This window comes from Agrobacterium sp. Azo12 (assembly GCF_029193765.2).
GTDB lineage: Bacteria > Pseudomonadota > Alphaproteobacteria > Rhizobiales > Rhizobiaceae > Agrobacterium.
In genome coordinates, this window is record NZ_JARFYO020000003.1 from 433,912 (window position 1) to 455,120 (window position 21,209).

23 protein-coding genes and 2 pseudogenes are annotated in these 21,209 nt (G+C 54.2%); 11 read left to right on the top strand and 14 right to left on the bottom strand.

The window, feature by feature from the left end; genetic code table 11:
• Window positions 1-31: 31 nt before the first annotated feature.
• Window positions 32-502, top strand: coding sequence for a BA14K family protein (locus tag PYL13_RS24055; protein WP_275643577.1), 471 nt, complete (start codon window positions 32-34; stop codon window positions 500-502).
• Between the two features lie 56 nt (window positions 503-558).
• Here PYL13_RS24055 and PYL13_RS24060 read toward each other — a convergent pair whose 3' ends face one another.
• The 3 genes from PYL13_RS24060 to PYL13_RS24070 all read right to left on the bottom strand — a co-directional run bounded on the left by PYL13_RS24060 (window position 559) and on the right by PYL13_RS24070 (window position 2,502).
• Complete coding sequence (locus PYL13_RS24060) at window positions 559-1,221, bottom strand: TetR/AcrR family transcriptional regulator (protein ID WP_275643578.1); 663 nt, start codon at window positions 1,219-1,221, stop codon at window positions 559-561.
• A 118-nt stretch (window positions 1,222-1,339) separates the two neighbouring features.
• Window positions 1,340-1,663 (bottom strand): hypothetical protein, encoded by a 324-nt coding sequence (locus PYL13_RS24065; protein WP_275643579.1) that lies wholly within the window; start codon window positions 1,661-1,663, stop codon window positions 1,340-1,342.
• A gap of 89 nt (window positions 1,664-1,752) precedes the next feature.
• Window positions 1,753-2,502: a hypothetical protein gene (locus PYL13_RS24070; RefSeq protein ID WP_275643580.1), complete on the bottom strand. Its 750-nt coding sequence runs from the start codon at window positions 2,500-2,502 to the stop codon at window positions 1,753-1,755.
• Window positions 2,503-2,714: 212 nt separating this feature from the next.
• Here PYL13_RS24070 and PYL13_RS24075 point away from each other — a divergent pair, with 212 nt between their 5' ends.
• The 4 genes from PYL13_RS24075 to PYL13_RS24090 all read left to right on the top strand — a co-directional run bounded on the left by PYL13_RS24075 (window position 2,715) and on the right by PYL13_RS24090 (window position 7,057).
• Window positions 2,715-3,104 carry a cupin domain-containing protein gene (locus PYL13_RS24075; RefSeq protein ID WP_275643581.1) on the top strand — a complete coding sequence of 130 codons (390 nt, stop codon included), beginning with the start codon at window positions 2,715-2,717 and terminating at the stop codon, window positions 3,102-3,104.
• 147 nt (window positions 3,105-3,251) lie between these two features.
• A complete protein-coding gene (gene glgX / locus PYL13_RS24080; RefSeq protein ID WP_275643582.1) occupies window positions 3,252-5,321 on the top strand; it encodes a glycogen debranching protein GlgX in 2,070 nt (689 codons plus the stop codon).
• A gap of 61 nt (window positions 5,322-5,382) precedes the next feature.
• Window positions 5,383-5,943 carry a DNA-3-methyladenine glycosylase gene (locus tag PYL13_RS24085; RefSeq protein WP_275643583.1) on the top strand — a complete coding sequence of 187 codons (561 nt, stop codon included), beginning with the start codon at window positions 5,383-5,385 and terminating at the stop codon, window positions 5,941-5,943.
• A 424-nt stretch (window positions 5,944-6,367) separates the two neighbouring features.
• On the top strand, window positions 6,368-7,057 hold the full coding sequence (locus PYL13_RS24090; protein ID WP_275643584.1) for a superoxide dismutase: 690 nt from the start codon (window positions 6,368-6,370) through the stop codon (window positions 7,055-7,057).
• A gap of 127 nt (window positions 7,058-7,184) precedes the next feature.
• On the opposite strand, the gene PYL13_RS24095 is transcribed toward PYL13_RS24090, so the two are convergent.
• The 3 genes from PYL13_RS24095 to coxB are packed head-to-tail and all read right to left on the bottom strand — an operon-like array spanning window position 7,185 to window position 10,716.
• Window positions 7,185-7,508: a hypothetical protein gene (locus PYL13_RS24095; protein ID WP_275643585.1), complete on the bottom strand. Its 324-nt coding sequence runs from the start codon at window positions 7,506-7,508 to the stop codon at window positions 7,185-7,187.
• A 2-nt stretch (window positions 7,509-7,510) separates the two neighbouring features.
• On the bottom strand, window positions 7,511-10,006 hold the full coding sequence (gene ctaD / locus PYL13_RS24100; RefSeq protein WP_275643638.1) for a cytochrome c oxidase subunit I: 2,496 nt from the start codon (window positions 10,004-10,006) through the stop codon (window positions 7,511-7,513).
• Window positions 10,006-10,716 carry a cytochrome c oxidase subunit II gene (gene coxB, locus PYL13_RS24105; protein ID WP_275643586.1) on the bottom strand — a complete coding sequence of 237 codons (711 nt, stop codon included), beginning with the start codon at window positions 10,714-10,716 and terminating at the stop codon, window positions 10,006-10,008. Before coxB ends, ctaD begins: the two co-directional genes overlap by 1 nt.
• Before the next feature lie 12 nt (window positions 10,717-10,728).
• Between coxB and PYL13_RS24110 the strand changes: the two genes are divergently transcribed.
• Window positions 10,729-11,226, top strand: a complete 498-nt coding sequence (locus tag PYL13_RS24110) for a DUF2231 domain-containing protein (RefSeq protein WP_275643587.1) — start codon at window positions 10,729-10,731, stop codon at window positions 11,224-11,226.
• Here PYL13_RS24110 and PYL13_RS24115 read toward each other — a convergent pair.
• Both PYL13_RS24115 and PYL13_RS24120 read right to left on the bottom strand, forming a co-directional pair.
• Window positions 11,204-11,704, bottom strand: a complete 501-nt coding sequence (locus PYL13_RS24115) for a CopD family protein (protein ID WP_275643588.1) — start codon at window positions 11,702-11,704, stop codon at window positions 11,204-11,206. The genes PYL13_RS24110 and PYL13_RS24115 overlap by 23 nt on opposite strands.
• Window positions 11,704-12,438, bottom strand: coding sequence for a cytochrome c oxidase assembly protein (locus PYL13_RS24120; RefSeq protein WP_275643639.1), 735 nt, complete (start codon window positions 12,436-12,438; stop codon window positions 11,704-11,706). The genes PYL13_RS24115 and PYL13_RS24120 overlap by 1 nt, the downstream gene beginning before the upstream one ends.
• A 191-nt stretch (window positions 12,439-12,629) precedes the next feature.
• On the opposite strand from PYL13_RS24120, the gene PYL13_RS24125 reads away from it, so the two are divergent.
• The 3 genes from PYL13_RS24125 (at window position 12,630) to PYL13_RS24135 (ending at window position 16,247) form a co-directional block, all read left to right on the top strand.
• A complete protein-coding gene (locus PYL13_RS24125; protein ID WP_275643589.1) occupies window positions 12,630-13,106 on the top strand; it encodes a hypothetical protein in 477 nt (158 codons plus the stop codon).
• A gap of 73 nt (window positions 13,107-13,179) precedes the next feature.
• On the top strand, window positions 13,180-15,459 hold the full coding sequence (locus PYL13_RS24130; RefSeq protein WP_275643590.1) for an FdhF/YdeP family oxidoreductase: 2,280 nt from the start codon (window positions 13,180-13,182) through the stop codon (window positions 15,457-15,459).
• A complete protein-coding gene (locus PYL13_RS24135; RefSeq protein ID WP_275643591.1) occupies window positions 15,456-16,247 on the top strand; it encodes a formate/nitrite transporter family protein in 792 nt (263 codons plus the stop codon). The genes PYL13_RS24130 and PYL13_RS24135 overlap by 4 nt, the downstream gene beginning before the upstream one ends.
• A 23-nt stretch (window positions 16,248-16,270) precedes the next feature.
• On the opposite strand, the gene PYL13_RS24140 is transcribed toward PYL13_RS24135, so the two are convergent.
• The 4 genes and pseudogenes from PYL13_RS24140 to PYL13_RS24155 all read right to left on the bottom strand — a co-directional run bounded on the left by PYL13_RS24140 (window position 16,271) and on the right by PYL13_RS24155 (window position 18,078).
• A complete protein-coding gene (locus PYL13_RS24140) occupies window positions 16,271-16,786 on the bottom strand; it encodes an MgtC/SapB family protein (protein WP_275643592.1) in 516 nt (171 codons plus the stop codon).
• Between the two features lie 92 nt (window positions 16,787-16,878).
• Window positions 16,879-17,049, bottom strand: a complete 171-nt coding sequence (locus PYL13_RS24145; protein WP_275643593.1) for a hypothetical protein — start codon at window positions 17,047-17,049, stop codon at window positions 16,879-16,881.
• 104 nt (window positions 17,050-17,153) lie between these two features.
• A complete protein-coding gene (locus PYL13_RS24150; RefSeq protein ID WP_275643594.1) occupies window positions 17,154-17,330 on the bottom strand; it encodes a hypothetical protein in 177 nt (58 codons plus the stop codon).
• Between the two features lie 129 nt (window positions 17,331-17,459).
• Window positions 17,460-18,078 (bottom strand): annotated as a pseudogene (locus PYL13_RS24155) (flavodoxin family protein).
• 204 nt (window positions 18,079-18,282) lie between these two features.
• On the opposite strand from PYL13_RS24155, the pseudogene PYL13_RS24160 reads away from it, so the two are divergent.
• Window positions 18,283-18,915, top strand: a pseudogene (locus PYL13_RS24160) (inositol monophosphatase family protein); the annotation flags it as partial.
• Window positions 18,916-19,078: 163 nt separating this feature from the next.
• Window positions 19,079-19,345: a hypothetical protein gene (locus PYL13_RS24165; protein WP_275643595.1), complete on the top strand. Its 267-nt coding sequence runs from the start codon at window positions 19,079-19,081 to the stop codon at window positions 19,343-19,345.
• Window positions 19,346-19,470: 125 nt separating this feature from the next.
• On the opposite strand, the gene PYL13_RS24170 is transcribed toward PYL13_RS24165, so the two are convergent.
• A complete protein-coding gene (locus PYL13_RS24170; protein ID WP_275643596.1) occupies window positions 19,471-19,893 on the bottom strand; it encodes a response regulator in 423 nt (140 codons plus the stop codon).
• Window positions 19,890-21,014, bottom strand: a complete 1,125-nt coding sequence (locus tag PYL13_RS24175; protein WP_275643597.1) for a PAS domain-containing protein — start codon at window positions 21,012-21,014, stop codon at window positions 19,890-19,892. The genes PYL13_RS24170 and PYL13_RS24175 overlap by 4 nt, the downstream gene beginning before the upstream one ends.
• Window positions 21,015-21,209: the final 195 nt, after the last annotated feature.

Consider the following 21,209-nt stretch of genomic DNA (forward strand, 5'->3'; position numbering starts at 1 on the left):
TAGTTAGGGACATGGAAATCAGGAGAACGAGATGCTTTTCAAGAAGACTTTGATCGCAGCATTGTCCGCTGTCACCGTGATGACATCTGTCATTCCCGCATCCGCAGTACCAATGACTGTAATGAAGCCGACAATCTCAGACCAAAAAGACGTTGAGACTGTTCAGTACCGTCGCGACCATCGTAATTTTCGGCGAGACCACCGGGATTTCCGACGCCATGATCGTCACGATCGTAGAGGCTGGTATGGTGGTCACCGCGGCCACCGCGAGTATCGCCACGGGTATCGTCGTCATTCCGATGGCTGGTGGTATCCGCTGGCCGCGTTCGGAGCAGGTGCGGTGATCGGTGGTGCAATCAGTAACTCTCGGCCATCAGCTTCTGGTGTAAATCCACGTCATTATCAGTGGTGCTCTGCGCGCTACCGCACATATCGCGCGTACGACAACACATACGTACCGCGGGTTGGCGTCCGTGCAACGTGCCAGTCGCCCTATTATTGATGACGTCGATTACCAATAGTGATGATTATCACCTCGGCCTGTAAAGGCCGGGGTTTTTAAAGGTCGGTGTAGCCGCACCCTCGCAAGAAAAAGTCTACAGATGCTCGTGCACTTGCGAGCACCTCTTCGGTGACATCTGTGTCGCCGGCAATGACTCGACGCGTCAATGGCCAATAGAGGAGAGATGAAAACTGCTCAGCAAGGAAGCTATGATCCCCCTCAATTCCACCTTCGGCGAGTAAATTCATTATCCGCCTCTGAGCGGGTTTACGCCCTGCCTCCTCGACGATCCGGACCAACTCGGGAAACATGTCGGCTTCCCGATGCACGAGAAAGTACAGTGCCCTTACATCGTCCTGCAAAAAGCCTTCAACCGATTTTTCAGCCATGTTCATCAGCCGTTCTCGAAGCGTCGTTCCAGATAGAACATACGGATCTGCAATAGCCTGTTTTTCTCCGATGAAGCGTCGGACCACGGCATCAAAAAGTTCAGCCTTGGTCGCGAATTTTGAGTACACAGTTCTCTTTGAACTTTTCGCAAGCGCTGCCACCTGGTCTATGCTTGTGCGCTCATAACCATTCTGGAAAAATAATGTCTGGGCTGCGGTAACGATGTCCTGAACCACCGCCATCTCACTACCTTTGACAGGTCGACCACGAGGTCGGCAAGAAAGAGCACTCTTTATGGGCGTTTTTGCGATGGCTTTCGTCGTAATCATATCTGCCGCCCCTATTTCTCCACCTTGGTGGGAGACATCAATGATAGCAATATTATCCGTCTATGATGCGTAAATTCGTCACGAGGTTGCTGTGCCCGGTTCGTATGCAAAGCGGAGATTACAGATATCCAACGTGCTCACCATCTGGGACATCGTCATCCCAATTACCGGTTCCAATTCGGGGGCTTTCGCCTGACAACAGTTTATCGTCGTTGGAGTTTTCGCCGGCGGCTGAATTCTGACTAGCGTCGTTTTCCCCACCGGTTGAGCGATCATCATCAGTGTCTGCAAGCACGGACCGCTTGTGCAGATTTTCGTTGATTGTCGACTGGCGTTTGGCGAACCACGTATTGTCCGGCTCTGACGTGATCGACATGCTCTCGCCGACCCGTGTTGCCGTTGATCGCTCTGTGCCTCGTGTGGCCTCGACTTTCTCAATCATCCTCACCTCACCAGTCAAAAATTCGTTCGGGTTGTTTACCAACGGACAATGTCGGGCGCTCACCGGCGGGATGAACGCCCGATATTATGTCATCGATCACGGTTGAGGATTTGATCCTGCCGAAGTCCGTCAATGTCCTGAGACTGACGCATCTCTCTCTTGGCTGTGTCGTTAGCTTCGTCTACCGAAAGCTGATGGCCAGTCGGCAGGATATCGTCTCTAAGATCGTCCGGGATCTCCGACATATCTACTTCGTAAGACCGGACCCGCCCCGAGCGGGGCTCTGCTGTGCGCGTGAGCCGCCCGACGCCAGCATTGCCTGATGGATTTCCGGCAAAAATATCATCCGTCGCGCCGGCGGCTTGTTGACGTCGGTCCGCGTCAGCGACAGCGGAAACAGGGTCCGTTTGCACTTGTCTGAATTCTGAGATTGCCTTGTCGGTATCCCAGCCCTCACGCCGCCATAGGTCGGCCCGGTCATCGATGTCGATCGTGCCGTCATCATCAAGGATGTCATGGGCGGTGTCGTATCTTTCGCGATCGACATCGACCGAAACAAGGAAACCGCCCCGTTTCAATCCTTCAGCATAAGTCGCCCGGTCATCGTCCGGAAAAAACCAGTCCTCTAGCTTAGCCCAAAAGCCACTTTTATCGAGCGTCGTTGCAGCGCCTTCGCTGGCTTCATATCCGGGCAGTAGCCGCACTTCGTCAATTCCAGCCGCCTTCAGTCGCTTTACGGCACTGTCGGCATCGGCGCGACTATCGAATAGGGCGGTCAAATTGCTCGTGGTAACTGCATCTCCCAATCGAGGCGCATCGTTGTTATAGCTGATACTCATGGGGCATTCCTCCTGTTGTAAACAACAAACCGGATGCGAGGCATTCTGTTCCGTCGGATACAGTCGTTCTTTGGGGAATGGTGTGGTGCCAACGCACCCTTCCACTCACGTTTGACCTTCGACATAGTTGAGCGTTTGGTCGCGATGATCAATTCACTTCGCTGTTTGCGAAATTCCGCTTAGGATGGAAACCAGTGCGGAGGAGGGTTGCGATGGCACGCAAGGATTTTGATCCCGATACAGTCAGCCCAGATGGTCGGCCAGCTGCGAAAGCGACGCTGTTCAGTCTCGAAACAGATGGTCCATGGCGTGGCTCGCTACCTGGAGAAATGCTGGGCTCAGCGGTTACCGTTTTGGCCTATGGTAACGACACGCCGGGGGAAGGTCCGCGCCTTCACGTTCACCCCTATGATGAAACCTTCGTCATTGTCGCCGGTCAAGCCCGCTTTTTTGTCGGAGATCAGGTCATCGAGGCCGAAGCCGGACAGGCAGTTCTGGGACCCGCAGGCGTACCGCATCGTTTTATCAATCTGGGGCCTGGTCGATTGCAGACGATCGACATTCACCATTCGCCGCGCTGGATTCAGACCGACCTGGAGTGAGAACCGCTGTCGCGTTTGCATCGCGGGAACCATTTTCGCCTGATGTGGTTATGCCAAGCGTGAACCGGCTGTCTTTCGGTTCATCGCAGGCTGATCAGCTTCGCGTGTCTTCATCTCTTTCTTGTTGGATCTACGCGAGGTCGATCGATGCCGAAAAACAATGCCCGTATAACGGCGGGAGACTACACATCCTTAGGTGCAACGCTCAATGATGACGGCGTGAATTTCGCAATTTTCAGCGCCCATGCGGAACGGGTTGAGCTTTGCCTTTTCAGTGAGGATGGAAAAAGTGAAATCGAACGCATTGAGCTTCCAGAATACACCAACGAGGTCTGGCACGGTTTTGTCCCCGCTCTAAAGGCGGGCACCCTTTATGGATACCGCGTCCATGGCCCCTATGATCCCGCAAAAGGTCACCGCTTCAACGCCAACAAACTGCTCGTTGACCCCTATGCACGCGAAATTGTTGGCGACATCGAGTGGGGCCAACCGCATTTTGGCTATGGTCTCGACAGTGAAGACAAGGATCTGTCATTCGATGAAACGGACAGCGCGCCCGTTATGCCGAAGGCGCGGATCATCGATCCCAGGGACTATGATTGGGCGGGTGATATCAAGCCCGGAATATCATGGTCCAAGACCATATTTTATGAGACCCATGTCAAAGGGTTCACGCAGCTTTTCTCTGCGTTGCCGGAGGAGGTGAGAGGCACTTTCGAGGGCCTCGGTCACCGACAGCTTGTGGATTATTTCAAAAGTCTTGGCATCAGCTCTGTTGAGTTGCTGCCCATCCACTGGTTTCCAGATGATGCCCACCTGCTCGACAATGGGCTTAAAAACTTCTGGGGCTACAACACGCTTGGATTTTTTGCCGCCGCACCCCGCTATTACGGGCCGCGCGGCCTTGCGGGCTTCCGCGATATGGTACGCGCCTTCCATGACGCAGGGATCGAGGTCATCCTCGATGTCGTTTACAACCACACAGCCGAGGGTAACGAGCTCGGGCCGACGCTTTCATTCAAAGGCATCGACAATTTTTCCTATTATCGCACGATGCCCGATGAGGCGCGGTATTACATCAATGATACCGGGACCGGAAACACGGTAAACACCTCGCATCCGCGCGTCTTGCAGCTGATCACGGACTCGCTGCGTTATTGGGCGGAGGAGATGCATGTCGACGGTTTCCGCTTCGATCTTGGGACCGTTCTGGGACGTGAACCGGAGGGTTTTGATCAGCGCGGCGGATTTTTCGATGCGGTCGGGCAGGACCCCGTGCTTTCCCGTCTGAAACTGGTCGGAGAGCCGTGGGATATTGGCCCAGGGGGCTACCAGGTTGGTGGTTTTCCACCGGGATGGGCGGAATGGAATGACAAATACCGGGACACTGTGCGCGAATACTGGAAAAACGAAGATGGCACCGCCCCGGAATTCGCGTCACGACTTTTGGGTTCAGCCGACATTTACGACCAGCGCGGCCGGCGTACTTGGTCCAGCGTCAATTTTGTAACGGCCCATGATGGTTTTACGCTACACGACCTTGTTTCGTATAATGACAAGCACAATGAAGCCAATGGAGAGGACAACAAGGACGGCCACGACCATAACCGCAGCTTCAACTACGGCGCGGAAGGCCCCACCGATAATCAGGATATCATTGCGGTACGCGAAAGACAGAAGCGCAATTTCCTCCTGACGCTCCTTTTCTCTCACGGCACGCCCATGCTGCTGGCAGGCGACGAGTTCGGCCGCAGCCAGATGGGTAACAACAACGGATATTGCCAGGATAACGAATTGAGTTGGGTGCATTGGGACAACCTTCCTGAAAGCACGCATGGCTTGCGCGAGTTCACCAGGGAGGTCATTTCGCTGCGGCAAAATCACTCCATCCTCCGGCGCGACAGCTGGCACGACGGAACAGTCGTGACGTGGTATAATCCCGATGGAAGTGAGCGTGGTGGCGAACAATGGGCAGATGCGAGAAGCAGGACCATGGCGCTGCGTTTATCGCGAGATGACAGTGACGAAGAGGGCTGGAAAGACGTTCTGATATTGTTCAATCCTCACGATGCCTCTGTGCCCTTCGTTCTTCCTCAAGCGAACGGGAAATGGACGGCGGTGCTGACCACGACCGATCCAGATGTGAAGGAACAGCAGCTAGATGCCAATGAGTATGTGGTGGCCGATCGCAGTGTGGTTTTGTTGCGATCAGACTGAGGCACGAAATGTGTAGGGGATCACCTGCTTGCTTGAGGCAAACCGGGCGAGGGTAAAGTCGATGTCACACCAACAGTTTTTTGCCAGACACGCTGCTGATGTCGCAAGAGACCTTGTTGGTGCGACCTTCACCGTCGACAATGTTGGCGGCGTCATCGTCGAGACAGAAGCCTATACGGCGGATGACGAGGCCTCTCATAGCTTCAGAGGTAAAACGCCAGGCAACAGCGTCATGTTTGGCAAGCCGGGGGATATTTATGTCTATCGTTCCTATGGCCTTCATTGGTGTCTCAATTTCGTGTGTCTACCTGCAAGTGCCGTCCTGATCCGGGCAATTGCACCCGAGCACGGACTGGCCCAGATGTATGCGCGCAGGAAAATGCATAATGATACAATACTGTGTGCCGGGCCGGGCAGACTGTGCCAGGCACTGGACATCACCGGCAAATTCAATGGCCTGTCCCTCGAGTTGCCGATTTTTTCGCTGACGATCCCTGTGTCGCACTCGCCGCTGCAATGCGGGCCGCGGATAGGAATTTCAAAGGCAAAAGATGTGCCCTGGCGGTTTGGACTGAGCGGATCCAACTATCTCAGCAAGTCTTTCCCGCCATTCACGGTTTGAACTCGCCAAGCTCGTTTCGCTCGGCATCAATGCCGCAGGCTGCCATATCCTCCCGAGTGGCAAAACGTGGGTGCTAGGGGCCGATCAAGAAATACTTCCGGCCAGCGCTTTTTCCGAAAAGGTTGGCTTGCTACGCGATCCAAGATGCCACCATCCATTTGTCACTATTCAAAGGTCGTACTCATCACCGATGCTGGAATGACTGGATTAGAGCGCGAGCTTATGCATGGGGGGAACTCGATGCGCAAAAAGCACGGCAAAGATGTTCAGCACTGGCAACAGGCGCCAGCAGAATATGAACGCCCGATCAAAACACGTCGGTGCCTGCTCAGCAGCCTTTTTCGGTGAGACAAAAAGAAATGGCGAACTTTTGATCCTCAAAATGGTTAGCCCTACTTGTAGAACCGGAAGAGGAGACAGATCCATGCATATGACGAGACGCGACCTAATGGTCGTCACAAGTGCAGCTGCGGCTGCGGGCATCATGAGCAGTCCACATGTGGCTTCTGCCGCGGCACCGTTTGAGCTTCCTGCCCTTCCGTTCGAGGAGGATGCGCTTGCCCCGCATATCTCGGCCAAAACCGTCGCCCTGCATTACGGAAAACATCACAAGGGATATTTTGACAAGTTGAACCCCTTGGTGAAAGGCACGCCCTACGCGGATATGGAGCTGGAAGGCATCGTTGTTGCTTCCGCCGAGAACAAGGACACTAAGATTTTCAACAACGCTGCACAGGCCTGGAACCACGTTGTATATTGGCAGCAGTTCACACCGGGTGGCCCCAACAGGCCCGACGGTAAACTTGCAGAAGAGCTGACCTCGACGTTCGGCGATTATGAAGCTTTTATCGACAAGGCCGTGGCGGCCTCCGACGAGGTATTTGGCACCGGCTGGGTGTGGTTGACACGAGACGATGGCAACAAACTGGCACTTGTCGGGTATGAAGACGGCAACAATCCTGTGGCAGTCGGACGCCCGGCCTATCTCGGCATAGATATCTGGGAGCACGCCTATTACGTTGATTATGAAAATCGAAAACCAGAACACATCAAAGCTGTGCTGACCAATCTGATCAATTGGAAAATTGTCGCTGATCGGGTCAATGCTGCCTAGTCGCAAAAGCCATTGTTGAGTATGCCCTCGGTGCCAACATGCCGCCGAGGGCATTATCGTAAGCGGCTTTGAAGGGCTCCTGTCTAAAGCGTATTTACGGTCTTCTGCGCCACGCGGCCGTCATCTCTCAGCACAGTTGCAGCCAGAATATCCCCGGGAACACAAGCACTGTCGATGCCATTCCGGCGATGGCGCAATACCGTCCTATACGGTTGATGCCGCCGCTTGCCGCTTCGCTTTTGATCACCGCGAAATAGGCATAGGCCGACACGATCAAGGCCAGACCCAGCACGGCGACGATGAGGACGCGCAACTGGCTGATGTCTCCCCACAGGACGAGATCCCAACCGGCGCGGCAGCCAACGGATTGCACTGCATAAAACAGGCTGAAGAACATGGCCCAAAGCAGGAGAGGTCCGATCAATATCATCATGATTCGATAACGCGTCATCGTCAGCTCCCCTTCAGCGCGACCGTGAAAATGAAGGGGTATGAGGCTGCAACGACAGTGACTACCAGACAGTAACCGTGCCACAGGCGTGCAATCAGCAAGTCATTTTGGCGCGCTGACGAAATGTAACCGCGATACAGTCTGAAGCCGCAAAAGGCGGAAAACACTGCCCCCAGCATGAGATGAATTGTCAAATAGGTGAAAACGGCGAACTTCACCGCCTCAAGCGCGTGCGAGGTTGCAAACGTCTGTTGAAGCAACTCATTCAACGTCAGAGCCGACGAGATCAGATAACCGACAAAAGCGACTGCCAGAAACGCGTAATTCCATGTTTTGCGATATCCGGCCAGTATTCCGCATAGGCCCGCGGCCATGGCGGTGGCCGTGATCCAGATAATGTTGTTGTCGGACGCGATCGCGCTTGTCGCCGGTGCTGCGGAAACCCAGAGGAAAAGACCGCCAAACAGCAGGGACGAAAACAAGGTGGAGTTGGCGACCAGTGTCAGGCGCATTGCAAGTATGCTGGGCGCATCCCGGCTCTCGAAATTCAAGGGAAGCGTGCTTTCAGGTGACGCAGACACAGGGCCGCGATCCTGGCGCGCATCGCCATTTCTTGTCCACAGCAGAAAGATGCCGAGCGTGGCGAGCAGAAACACGACCGCGAGGCCGTATGATTTGAACAGGAGGCATAGGAAAAATCCGCCGGTCGCAATAGCTGTCAGTAGCGGCAGGTAGGTCGGTCTGGGCAAGATGATGATTTGATTGGCCTCTCCGGATACCGCATCCACGCCGATGGATTCCATCCAGCCGTTGCGGGCAAAGCCGAGGTAGCCCTTTCCCGATGCCAGCTCTGCCCCCAACTGATCGATTGGCAAATCGTCCGCTCTCTTTGAAACATGCGGGATCGATGCAAAACTGTAGGACGTTGGCGGCGTGGGCATTGCCCATTCAAGTGTTCCGGCCTTCCACGGGTTTCTCCTGAAGGGTTTGCCGTAGAGGAAGATCAGCACGATATCCAGGGCGGCGAGAACAAAGCCCATCGCCATGACGAAACTGCCAAAGGATGACAACAGGTTGAGCCACTCCCATGGTGACGCGTCGGGATAGGTAGAAATCCTGCGCGGCATGCCCAGCAGACCAGTCAGGTGCATCATGAAAAATGTCAGGTTGAAACCAGAAAATATCATCCAGAATGCCGCACGAGAGAGGTGCTGAACGGGTTGGCGACCACTCATGTGGGGCACCCAGTAATAAAGGCCTGCAAGCATGGGAAACAGGAATCCGCCAACCAGCACATAATGCAGGTGAGCGACGACAAAGTGGGTATCATGGGCCTGTTGATCGAACGGCACCATTGCCAGCATGACGCCGGTCAAACCGCCGATGATAAAGACGAAAAAGAACCCGAAGACGTGAAGCATCGGGACGTTGAGTTGAGGGCGCCCCTGGGCAAGTGTCGCCAGCCAGCTGAAAATCTGAATGGCCGTCGGTATGGTAACCAAAGCGCTGGCGGCAGAAAAAAACGAGAGGGCAACGTGCGGAATTCCCACCGTGTACATATGATGTACCCACAGGCCGAACGAAAGAAACGCCATGGCGATCAGAGATGCAACAATCAGGTGGTAGCCCGTTAATGTCGTGCGCGCCAGAACCGGTATAATCGTTGATAGCGCGCCGGCTGCCGGAAGGAATATGATATAGACCTCGGGGTGCCCGAACAGCCAGAACAGATGCTGCCATAACAACGGGTCACCACCCCTGTCTGGATCGAAAAATGGCAGATCAAATGCCCGCTCTGCCTCAAGCAGGATTGAGCCGAGGATAAGTGGCGGAAAACCAACCAGCATCATGCCGCCAACGACCAGCATATACCATGCGAAGATTGGCATTCGAACCAGCGACATGCCAGGCGCGCGCATGCGCAGTATGGTCACGACGATTTCGATAGCGGCGCTGATTGCCGAGATTTCAACGAAGGTGATGCCCAGTAACCATATGTCGGCGTTGATGCCAGGACTAAACTTTGACGACGATAGGGGTGTGTACATGAACCAGCCCCCCGATGGCGCCACACCACCCAGCAGGGCAATAACAAGCATTGAACCGCCAAACAGGTAACACCAGTAGCCGTAGGCTGACAGGCGGGGAAATGCGAGGTCTCGTGCGCCAAGCATCTTGGGCAAAAGATAGATCGCCAGACCTTCGAAAAATGGTATGGCAAACAGGAACATCATGATGGTGCCGTGCATGGTGAACACTTGGGCATACTGGCCAGCGTCCATGAAGGCGCTTGCAGAGGTTGCAAGCTGTGTGCGGATAAGCATGCCGAGAAAGCCCCCAATGGCGAAAAAAGCCAGGGCCGTTACCATGAACCGTTTGCCTATGACGTTGTGATTGACCGCTGAAAGGCGGCGCAGACCAGTTCCCGTTTCCCAGATGTGTTCCAGTTGGCGGTGCAGTGCCAAAGATGATGTTCGTCGGGTTTCTGTTCGATCCATCACTGGCGCAAATTCCTTAGCAGTTCTTCGAAATCATTCGGGCTGTGCGTGTTGACGCGGAAGCTCATCTGGTCGTGGCCTATTCCGCAATATTCTGAGCAGATACCGCCAAACGTACCCTCCACATCTGCCTTCAGGACGATGCTGTTGACCTGTCCCGGTATGGAATCGATCTTGCCGCCTAGCCTTGGCACCCAGAAACTATGGATGACGTCGATGCTGGTCGTGTCGATCTGGACTGTTTGTCCGACCGGCATATGAAGAACGTCACGGCTGTGCACCTGGTCTCCATCGATGGTGTAGGTAAACTCCCAGCTCCACATGCGCGATGTCGCCGTTATCGTGACGTCGGGTTTTGGCGTGTTGGCCCCAAAAAGCGTTTCGCCCTGAAAAAATGCAAAGATCAGAAGCGCGATAAGGATCGGAACAGGCATGCCGATGCCGCCAATTCCGATCCAGTGTTTTGCGCTGATGTGGCGTACCTTGTCCGTGCGCAACATCACCATCGCGAACAGAGCCATGACCAGGACAAAAATAACCGTGGCCCCACCGAACATGACCCACCAGAGATCGGCGACCATGCTTGCGGATGGTCCAGCAGGGTCGAGTGTCGACAGATCACTGCGGCAGCTGGATAACAGAGATGTGGCGAGGCCTGCAACCAAGAGATGCTGGAACCTGATCAGTGCTTCGCGTGTTGGTCTGGACACAGGAGAGAAGATATGCCAGAGACTGAAGGTCCGAACCCGGTCATTTCCAAACTTGAAGAGAAAACGACGAGTTCTGCAGTGGCCGTCGCCGGTCATCCACTTCATGCCATGACGGTTCATTTTCCCATTGCTTTGGTCATCGCTACCCTTGCTGCCGATATCATGTTCTGGTGGACGGCTGACACCTTTTGGGAACGAGCCGGGCTGTGGGCAGCCGGTGGTGCTTTTTTTAGTGGTGTTACCGCTGGTTTGATCGGTACCGCCGAGCTTTTGCTGGTAGCCGGCATAAGGGCGCGGGTTGCAAGCTGGGCGCATGGCATCGCAGCCATGGGGCTTATCGCCGTCGCGGGGGCGAACTGGGGAGGGCGTGTCACAGATGTGATTGCTGTCTTGCCACATGGCTTGGGTCTGTCGGTGCTGGCGACAATGCTCACAGGACTGGCGGGCTGGCACGGCGGTAAGCTGATATTTGATCACGGTATCGGCCTCATGGTATCTCCCAAGGACTGACATCCGACACGAGTTTTTTCAGCCCACCAGGTTCAAAAACGCCAGGTGGAAGGGTTAAGTTGATATCTGGCCGTGCCAACACCACAAAAATGATGCCGCCGGCCACTAGGCAGCTCAGTACGGTGGCAATGATAAATCTCCAGACGGGATATACCTCTCCCTTTCCGAACAGGCGGATAATGACGAGGCCCGTCAGGACATGGATGACAATCAGCATCCCGACGAGTACCAGCTTCACAGAGAACCAGCCACTATAGGGATGTTGCAGGAACGTCAGGCCTGTGCCTGTGGCGATGGCGACGAAGGCTGCGGGAGACAAAATACTGACATAGGAAAACCGGACGATCTTTTGCAGACGGTACAGTTCATCATCTTTGCGGATATGGGCTCTTTGAACATAAAGACCCGGCAAACTGACGATGCCGGCGGCCCAGATCGATATTGCAGCCAGATGAATAAACTTGACGAGCATCACCATCAGCTGCCGCCCCGTCGCTCAACGGGGGCCATAAACCGTGCACTTACCATCCAGATTGCAGTGATGGCATAAGGCAAAATGCCAACGGTCCACATTAAAAGGCCGGCAAGTTGCTGGTCCTGAAGTGGATTGAGACCAAATGCTTCGGTCGTCAAAAAGTGCGCTTCAAAAATCGGAAAAGGCGCGAAGGTTATGACTGCGGCCAGAAATCCCATCTGGACCATTGTGCCGACCAACAGACCGAGCGCTGCAAAAACAGATGTGCCCTGTGACAGCATGACGGTCCAAAGCCAGACAGACGCGAGAATTAACCCGCTTTGCATCAGCCAGTATTGCCATGGGCCAGACAGAGCAAAGTCGTAGGCGAAGGGAAGGTGCCACAACCAGTAAATTGCGGTGTGCAGCACAAACACCAGCTCTACCGGCACTTTAACACGAGAGGTGAGCCTACGGGGCAGCATCATAGCAATCATTGGTGCGGCGACTGCTCCAACAAGAATATGATGTACCGCGCGGGCTGAAAACAAGGCGCTTGAAAGGGCACAAAGCGGAGAGATGAAGGCGGCGAACACAACGATGCCAAGTGCTGTCGTCAATCCGCGTTGCGCGCGCGATTGCCCGAAATACAACGCGGTTAGCCCCGCAGCCAAGATGATGATCAAGGCGGGATCAAAATTCCACGAGGACGACAGGTTAGCAGGCATAGGAGCAGCGCCGCAGTAGGGCTCAAACACGCGCGACAAATTCTGTTGCCCCCTTTGTTCCGATTTCGGAGATCCGTTCACTTATCGCAACGCGTCTGGCTCCCAACGGTTCCAAGATTTGTCACAAAATTGCGAGAAACAACCTAAAATAGGCATTTGCTTGGAACAATGCCGATATTTTCCTAGTTACATAACCTTGGATTGTACTTGAGGAGGTTCGTATGCCAGATGTCACAGGGTTGTTTCAACATCTCAACGGTGCCCGCCGCGCGGTGAAATACCTTGAGGATATCGGCATCAATCCCGCCGAAATCTCAGTCATCGCTTATGACCCAACTGCCGATCTGGCCCCGCATCCGGACGCCAAGCAAGGTGCGACAGCGGGCGCTGGTATTGGTGGTGTCTTGGGTACGGTTGGCGGTGCTCTCACGGGCCTTGGGCTGGTCGCCATACCTGGTGCTGGCTCACTTGTCGCGTCCGGCTGGCTGGTGACTGCGATCACAGGAGGTATGGCGGGTGCCGCAACCGGGGGAACCGCAGGCGGGGCACTTGGGTTTTTGATGAGCAGTGGCTTCGAAGAACCCGAAGACGTGGACCGTAAACTCAAACAAGGCTCGACCATCGTCAGGGTGATGGTGCCCGAAAAGCGCTTCTTCGAAGTGAAGGATGCATTTCAAAAGCTGGCCAACGCCCAATAGCGCGGCTGCGCAAATTGAGCCCAGCAGGTTGTCAGAATGGCGCTCTCCGCGCCAGTTGCGAAAGGTTGTACCAGTGAAAGACAAAGTCAAATATGCCAAATATACCATGCCAACGGGAGGATGGGGCTCCGTCAAGTCGCTGGCAAAAAACGCGGTGCAGCAACGAGCCGTGAAAACTTTGCCAGGACTGTTGAAGGATCATAACAAGACCGGCGGCTACATGTGCACCAGCTGTGCGTGGGCAAAGCCTGGCAAGCCACATCTGGCAGAATTCTGCGAAAACGGTGCCAAAGCAACCTTCTGGGATTTAACGGCGAAACGAACAACACCCGATTTCTTTGCGCGTCATACGGTTACTGAATTGCTTGGCTGGTCTGATTACGAACTGGAAAACCAGGGGCGCTTGACGCACCCGTTACGCTTCGATCCCTCAAGCGACAAATATGTCGAAGTGAGTTGGGCGGAGGCCTTTTCCGATATTGGTCAAAAGCTGAAAAGCTACGATCCGCAGAGCGTTGTATTTTATGCCTCGGGGCGGGCATCTCTCGAGACATCTTACATGTATCAGCTGTTGGCCAGACTTTATGGCAACAACAATCTGCCCGACAGTTCCAACATGTGTCATGAGACAACCTCAGTTGCACTTCCCCAGAGTATAGGTACGCCTGTCGGCACCATTCTGCTGGAGGATTACGCTCATACGGACTGCATCCTTTCCTTCGGTCAAAATGTCGGAACAAATGCGCCGCGCTTGCTTCACAGTTTGCAGGAGGTGCGGGAGCGCGGCTCTCCAGTGATCGTTTTCAATCCGCTGAAAGAACGCGGCTGGCAAGAGTTCGTCAATCCACAACGACCCGGCCAGATGATCACCAACAAGCCTACCGAAATTGCCACGCAATATTATCAGGTCAATGCCGGTGGCGATATCGCGGTCATGATGGGAATGGCCAAGTTCCTGTTGGAATGGGATGATGAGGCACAGCTACATGGCCGCGAAAGGGTCATCGACCAAACATTCATTCAAGAGCATACACACGGTTTTTCTGATTTCGAGACAATGGTCCGCACCACGAGCTGGTCGGATATTCTCCACGTCAGCGGCTTGAGCCGGGCGTCGATCGAGGCCGCTGCAAGAACCTACGCGAATGCGAAATCCGTCATTGCCATCTACGGCATGGGACTGACACAGCACCGTTATGGTGTCAGCAATGTGCAGATGTTGATCAATCTGCTGTTGATGCGCGGCAATATCGGTCGACCGGGCGCCGGCATCTGTCCTGTGCGCGGACACTCGAATGTCCAGGGCCAGCGAACAGTCGGCATTGCGGAAAAAACCGAATTGGTGCCGCTGGACCGGCTTGCCGAGCAGTATGGCTTTGAGCCACCACGCAATGACGGTCTCAACACAGTCGAGGCGTGTGAAAGTATCGTCAAAGGACACATCAAGGCATTCATCAGTCTCGGCGGCAACTTCGTGCGTGCCATTCCTGAGCGCGACCTGATGGAAGAAAAATGGCGTGACCTCGATCTCTCCGTGCAGATTGCCACCAAGCTCAATCGCAGCCACCTGATCACCGCCGCGACGACCTATATCCTGCCCACCCTTGTGCGCTCCGAGATCGACAAGCAGGCATCGGGACCACAGATCGTGTCGATGGAGGATTCAACGACATGTATTCATGCATCACGCGGCAAATACCAGCCAGCGAGCGATACGCTTCTGTCGGAACCCGCCATTGTTGCAGAGATCGCCAAACATGCACTGTCACCAAACCCGGCGGTTCCGTGGGACGAATGGGTTGGTAATTACGCCCTGGTTCGAGATGCTATTGAAGCGACCTTCCCAGAGCAGTTTCGTGAATTCAACAAGCGACTGGACATTCCAGGAGGATTTCCCAGACCTGTGGCAGCGCGTACCCGCGAGTGGGAGACGGAAACCGGCAAGGCGAACTTCCTGCTGCCGAAGGCGCTTTCCTCGAGTTTCGCAAGCATTGACGACAGTGACATCTTCCGGCTGATAACCCTTCGATCGAATGACCAGTTCAATACAACGGTCTATGGCTATGATGATCGTCTGAGGGGCATTCACAAGTCCCGATCGATCATCATGATGAACGCCGATGATCGAGTTCGCGCAGGCATTCAAAAGGACGGATTTGCGAAAGTGTCCACTGCCGTTGATGACGGCATCATCCGGGATATCGTTCTGCAGGTTATCGATTACGATATTCCTCCAGGCAGCTGCGCAGCCTATTACCCTGAATGCAATAATCTAATCCCTCTGTGGCAATTCGCTGAAGAGAGTAAAACACCCGCTGCCAAATCGGTCCCGGTGCGCGTGGTGCCGGTATGAGTACATTCCCGACACCTGCAGAACTGACAGCGTCGAATTTTGAAACGCTTGAGGACAAAGCCTCTCAACCGCTGAAGACGGTAGCAATCCTCGGCACCCTTGCGGGCGTGTTCATTGGTCTGGGGGGCGTTTTTGCGATCACAGTTTTATCGGGTGCTGACGCCATGCCGTTTGGTGTTGCCCAGTTGCTTTCCGGACTGGTTTTTGCGCTTGGCCTGGTGGCGGTCGTTATCGCGGGAGCGGAGCTGTTCACCGGCAATACTCTGTTCTTTGGGTCAGTTGCCTTTGGCAACCTGGCCTTCTTGCCCGTTATGCGTGTTCTCGGCGTGGCTTACGTGGCGAATTTTGCCGGTTCGCTGTTACTGGCAGGGATAGTGTTCCTCTCCGGCTTTCATCTTGGCGGCGATGATGCCGTGGCCGGTGCTGCAGTGGAACTTGCCGTTACCAAGGGTGACAAGGCATTCACGACAGTGTTTTTTAGCGGCGTAATTGCCAATTTCCTCGTGTGTCTGGGTGTATGGCTGGCACTTGCCGGACATACTGTTTCGCAAAGGCTGCTGGGTTTGCTTATGCCGGTTGCTGCCTTCGTGGCAGGTGGGTTCGAGCACTCGGTTGCAAACATGTTTTTGCTGCCATACGGGTATATTGTTCAACTCGGCTCAGATGAATTGTCCGGCATTGCGATGTCTTCAATCGTCAGCAACATCGCAGCCGCGACACTCGGAAACATCCTCGGGGGCGCGATCGTCGGCGTGACCTATGGTTATCTCTATTTGCGAGACCGATAACCACGATAACGGCGAGTTACTGGCTATGGTTCGGCACTGCTTTTGACGGAGGAAGCCACCGTTTCGCCAGCGTTATCACCGGCGGATGGCTCCTTATCACTGGCTTCCGACTTGAAGCCGGACAAGAGCCGCAAGGTTGCAAATGTCATGATCGATAATACGATTGCAGTGTCGTAAGCCCCTAAGCCTACAGCGGCGCCCACTGCCCCGGTTGCCCAAAGACTGGCGGCTGTCGCGGTACCACGGGTACTCGCCTTGCCCACGAGGATTGCTCCACCGCCAATGAAGCCAACGCCATTGATAAGGCCTTCGACAATGCGTGCTGTGGCCTCGGGATTGTCGGCTGTCACTGTTTCGGCTGCCTGGATAAAGCCACAGGCAGCAATTGCCACCAGCGGAAACGTTCTAAGGCCTGCACTCCGTTCGTTGCGTTCGCGGTCCCATCCTATCGGCAATGCGAGGATGTAGGCGAAGAGGAGGGCTACTAGGTGTGGGACGATATTGATTTGAACGCCTAACGAGTTTAGCCATTCGATCATAATGATAAGCCCCCGCATTGCAGGGGCTCATCTGGAAGTTCGCGGTGCGAAGCTGTCAGCGATGGGTCGTGGCAATCGGTCGATTTAGACACCTAAGCCCCCGAAACACTGAAGCCGATGAGAGCTGCGTAAATTATGACGACTACCACGCAGACAATGATGATTGCCGCCATTACGAATTTACCAGCCCGCCGCTTTTCCGGTTTGCTGTCGTTCGGTTCCGTTTTGCGCAAGATCGGGTCGTCTGGGGCGTTCGGCGTCATGAAATACCTTTCTTTAAATACTCCCATCACAAACGCCGCGAACGCTCTGGAGTTCCAAAAAGGAGACGGTTGTCGAGATTTTGGCTCGTCGACTACATCATTTATCATGGTGCGAGACACTCATCGCAAATACCGCAGCCATCAGCGTCCATCGTCGAGGCGGGTCGCGCTTTTTGGCAGCAAGGGCAGGTGACGGTTTCGGGACCCGGTGCGCATCTGCGGTCAGGTGGCAGGATTTCGATCTTGCATTCCGACAGAGTATCGGCTTTGGACTGTTTCATGACGATGCTCCCTTCTGTGATAACGCTCAGATGGGAAGCTTTAAAATGAGTGCAAGGCCTTGAATTGCATCCGACAATACCAGTCAACATAGCGATCGGTTGTCGTTGGCTTTGATCGCTCGCAGCGCCTTAACTCGCGCTTTCTCCGGGATATTGTTTGTGTTTAAGCAGCGTGGCGAGGTGAACCGTGTTGCGCGCCAACATGGAAACCATGGTTGTCACTGTTTCAGGCGGCTTTTTGAAATCAACGAAGTTCTTATTGCCCATAGCTTCACCGACCCAATACGACACTGCGTTGGCGGCAAGTGTAAAACCGACGTCGTTCATGGCTTGGAAACTCGGCAGATACATGGTGGGCTCCGTCCTCGTTCCCCACGACAGCAACCGCAGCGACCTTTCCGTAGGACACCATTCTTCCGTTGTCGTCGGTTTCCCCGAGAAAGGCATCCATGCGTTCAAGTGTGCGTTTGCAGACGCTGGATGGTTGTCCAAGCCAGATTGGAGTTCCGACAACGAGTATATCGGCGGCTAGAATCTTCCCGCGAATTTCCGGCCATGCATCGCCGTCGCCTTCATCTGATGTGACGCCCGGTTTGATGTCGTAATCGGCCAGTCGCAAGATTTCTGTTTGCACATCATGGGCGGAGAATTCGTCAGCGATAAGCTGCAGCATCTTTTCCGTGGACGATATGTCTTTCGTCGAGGATGGTTTCAGAGTTCCGTTCAGGGCAAGAGCTTTCAGGGGCATGTGGCATCTCCTCGGTCAAACCGTCGGCTGTTGGTTGTCCAGCCGAACCATCGAGGGCCGATGTTGTTCCCGCTTTGCAGACACATAGACATTTTACGATGGTCGCAACGGCCGGGATCAGCGTTTCCTACTGGTTCAAACGCAAAATACCTGCCGCAGTCGGCATGTCCGTAAACAGGTGCGTAGCATAGCCGCGCCGACAAGGATGTGGAGAGCTTCCTTGTTGCAGAACTGCTGAGACGCTATCCGGACGACGGAATAGTTGGCGAGGAAGGATCCGTGATCAACCCTGCGGCGGCACGGCAGTGGGTGATCGACCCGATAGACGGCACATTCAATTTCGTACGAAGAATGGATCAATGGGCTGTTTCAATTGGCCTTTTTGAAAACGGAAAACCCATTTACGGCGTGATCCACGCCCCCGCACGGCAGGAGACCATTTCGGGGGGGGTAGGTGCTGACGTTGTCTTCAACGGAAAGCGATTGGACCAACTGGCGGTTCTTGATCGTTCAAGAGGGGTGGTATCGCTTGGCTTTAGCACCGACACCCCCGTCGCTTCGGAAGTTGAGGCACTGCGCTTTATCCTCGAGGATCTGAAGTTTTCCTACCGCAACTGCGGCTCCACGACAGTCGCCTTCATGATGATGGCCACGGGTCAAATCGATGCAGTTCTTGGCTTTGGCGCACGCAGCTGGGACGTGATGGCAGGACTGGCAATTGTTGATCGAATGGGCGGTAAATGTTCAATCGACTGGAATGCGACAGGCCTGGAAGATAGGCTTGCATATGTTGCAGGGACGCCCGAAATTGTCGATCTTTTCGAGCCAGCACTCTAGGCTCAGTGCGACAACTGCGAAGTCGACTGCAACACAATTCCACGGCTAATTCGCGCAAATCGGCGAGGTCATCATGGGCCTCGTTCTGTTCGCCGATGTATCCCAGACACACAGCAGGCTTTAGCTCAGAAATCGTCCCTTTGCGGCACCACATCATGGAACAATGATTCGTCGAGCGCATTTTCTGCACAGGTTGCTGCCTTTTTTATTGATCGGTCTGTGGCCGCTCCAGGAAATTGCTGAGGAAATGACGTTGACGAAAAAAACGCTAATCGAGGTATCCGTATCTGACTCGGACGGAAATCTCATGCCATTCGGCATCATGAATACAGAGCAAGCGGCGGAGCTTTCCGATGACAGCTATCACAAGACTGTCGCACATTCCGCTGTTGACGAAGAGAGCAGCCAGGACGAGGTAGCAGAGATCTGATCCACTTCGGTAGGTGTTTCAGATTTTCCGCGTCAACTGCGTTCGTTATACGAGTTCGTTTCCGAACTGCTGACAGGTCGGTCGCTGGGAGCTAGCCAGCGCCGTGGCAGACGCTGGTCTCACTTTCAAGAGCGGCGGCTTGCCCGCGCATCATCCGCCAATACAAGGCTTGCTGGCGGCTCCAGACTTTCGTCTCCGTCAACAATTGCCGAGAGATAGGTCAGAGCATTTTTCATCCCATTTGCGGTATACGGTTTTTCGATCGCACCGAGTGCACCAGCGAAATCGTCCGGGATTTTTTTGATGTTTCCGCTGACGAAAACGTAGGGTACGCCGTTTTCGGATAGTTCGCGTCCGAAATCTATCCCGGTAGCTCCGTCCATCAGATGTATGTCGACAAATGCAAAATCAGGTTTTGTCGAGGCTAGTGCCCTCCGGGCTTGGTCGCTGCTCATTACCATGTCAGTAACCTCATGACCTGCCAGCTCGACTTCGCTCTCAAGCTCCATTGCGAGCAGCATTTCATCCTCAACTATCATTACCTTCAATGCGTCGTCTCCAAGTTTACATCAACAAGCACAGTAACGCTTACACTTGTCTTTCGGTTCTGTACGGTCCGCTCGATTTTTGCACCAAGCTGCAGAGCAGAAGCTTCAAGCAGCTTTCGACTGAACTGCGCGCGCTCCTTATCCACCTCAACCGGCTCTGATGTGTCTTCAACCAGGATGACAAAATGACCGTTAGTCCGCCGGACGACAACATGTATATCTCCTCCTTGGCTTAGCCCTCGCAATACCGCATCGCCGACCAGCTCGTTGACGACAAGCGATAGCGGTGTTGCTTTGACAGCCGGAACATGCACGGGCGAAAGATCAAGGGACAGGTGTATGTCTTTTCGGCCAGTTGCCTCGACCAGGTCAGTGACCAGTTCACGGGTGAACTCGGAAATGTCGAACTTCGAGACATCATCCAAGGTGAAAAGTTTGCGCTGAACGGTACTCAGGGCTTCGATCCTGTTGAGGACGGATTCAAGCGCCTGTTTCTGTCCCTGGTCAGTGGTTATGCGCGCCTGCATTTTTACGATGGATGCCATCGTCAGCAGGTTGTTTTTTACGCGGTGATCAACCTCGTGAACCAGGAGTGATTTGGCAGACAGTGCAGATCGAAGGTTGGCAGTCTGGCTGGCAACTTCCTCCTCGGCCTTGTGTCGTGCGGCGGCAAGGTCTGCCTCGCGACTTTTCACGTGCGTGAAGTCAAGTTGAGAAGCGAAGAAGTATATGATCTTGCCGCTATCATCTCGTACGGGACTGATGAATACGGCATTCCAGAATGTCGATCCGTCTTTGCGGTAATTGGTGACGTCGACCGCGACATCTTCGCCCGCCGCAATTGCTTTTCGCATCTTTTCGACGGCCTTGGGGTCACTTTTCGGACCCTGCAAGATGCGACAGTTCTGCCCAATGATTTCTTCATTGGTGTAGCCGGTGAGTTTATTGAACGCAGCATTGCAGAAGATGATGGGATTGTCGTGTTGATTGGGGTCGGTGACGATCATCGGCATCCGTGTTGCCTTGAATGCTGCAGCAAATGGATCTTCGCTAACGTGCCCGGACACTAGGCGATCACCGGCACTGCGGGCATCAGTCTGTTGCTGCTCTTTATCCGTCATTCTGGTTCCGTACTCTGCACAACTTACTTCACAATGAAGTTGGTTGATTTTGGTTCCTGAGCCGCAAAAACTAGAATAGGCCAAAGTCGTACGCAACCCTTAAGCCAAGAGACATACTGTCCATTGTAATTTTTCGAATCGTCAAGTGTTTTCATTGACTTCGAGACGGAGCCACATATCTATTAGCGGAAGAGT

Excerpts from the sequence above, each read along its gene's own strand:
- PYL13_RS24135 (WP_275643591.1), top strand. The coding sequence starts at position 15,456 with ATGAGTACATTCCCGACACCTGCAGAACTGACAGCGTCGAATTTTGAA.
- PYL13_RS24125 (WP_275643589.1), top strand. The coding sequence starts at position 12,630 with ATGCCAGATGTCACAGGGTTGTTTCAACATCTCAACGGTGCCCGCCGC.
- PYL13_RS24070 (WP_275643580.1), bottom strand. The coding sequence starts at position 2,502 with ATGAGTATCAGCTATAACAACGATGCGCCTCGATTGGGAGATGCAGTT.
- PYL13_RS24095 (WP_275643585.1), bottom strand. The coding sequence starts at position 7,508 with ATGACGCGTTATCGAATCATGATGATATTGATCGGACCTCTCCTGCTT.
- PYL13_RS24115 (WP_275643588.1), bottom strand. The coding sequence starts at position 11,704 with ATGGTGATGCTCGTCAAGTTTATTCATCTGGCTGCAATATCGATCTGG.
- PYL13_RS24065 (WP_275643579.1), bottom strand. The coding sequence starts at position 1,663 with ATGATTGAGAAAGTCGAGGCCACACGAGGCACAGAGCGATCAACGGCA.
- PYL13_RS24165 (WP_275643595.1), top strand. The coding sequence starts at position 19,079 with ATGATTCGTCGAGCGCATTTTCTGCACAGGTTGCTGCCTTTTTTATTG.
- PYL13_RS24150 (WP_275643594.1), bottom strand. The coding sequence starts at position 17,330 with ATGAAACAGTCCAAAGCCGATACTCTGTCGGAATGCAAGATCGAAATC.
- PYL13_RS24110 (WP_275643587.1), top strand. The coding sequence starts at position 10,729 with ATGCCAGAGACTGAAGGTCCGAACCCGGTCATTTCCAAACTTGAAGAG.
- PYL13_RS24085 (WP_275643583.1), top strand. The coding sequence starts at position 5,383 with ATGTCACACCAACAGTTTTTTGCCAGACACGCTGCTGATGTCGCAAGA.
- PYL13_RS24090 (WP_275643584.1), top strand. The coding sequence starts at position 6,368 with ATGCATATGACGAGACGCGACCTAATGGTCGTCACAAGTGCAGCTGCG.
- glgX (WP_275643582.1), top strand. The coding sequence starts at position 3,252 with ATGCCGAAAAACAATGCCCGTATAACGGCGGGAGACTACACATCCTTA.
- PYL13_RS24175 (WP_275643597.1), bottom strand. The coding sequence starts at position 21,014 with ATGACGGATAAAGAGCAGCAACAGACTGATGCCCGCAGTGCCGGTGAT.
- ctaD (WP_275643638.1), bottom strand. The coding sequence starts at position 10,006 with ATGGATCGAACAGAAACCCGACGAACATCATCTTTGGCACTGCACCGC.
- PYL13_RS24145 (WP_275643593.1), bottom strand. The coding sequence starts at position 17,049 with ATGACGCCGAACGCCCCAGACGACCCGATCTTGCGCAAAACGGAACCG.
- PYL13_RS24140 (WP_275643592.1), bottom strand. The coding sequence starts at position 16,786 with ATGATCGAATGGCTAAACTCGTTAGGCGTTCAAATCAATATCGTCCCA.
- PYL13_RS24055 (WP_275643577.1), top strand. The coding sequence starts at position 32 with ATGCTTTTCAAGAAGACTTTGATCGCAGCATTGTCCGCTGTCACCGTG.
- PYL13_RS24060 (WP_275643578.1), bottom strand. The coding sequence starts at position 1,221 with ATGATTACGACGAAAGCCATCGCAAAAACGCCCATAAAGAGTGCTCTT.
- PYL13_RS24075 (WP_275643581.1), top strand. The coding sequence starts at position 2,715 with ATGGCACGCAAGGATTTTGATCCCGATACAGTCAGCCCAGATGGTCGG.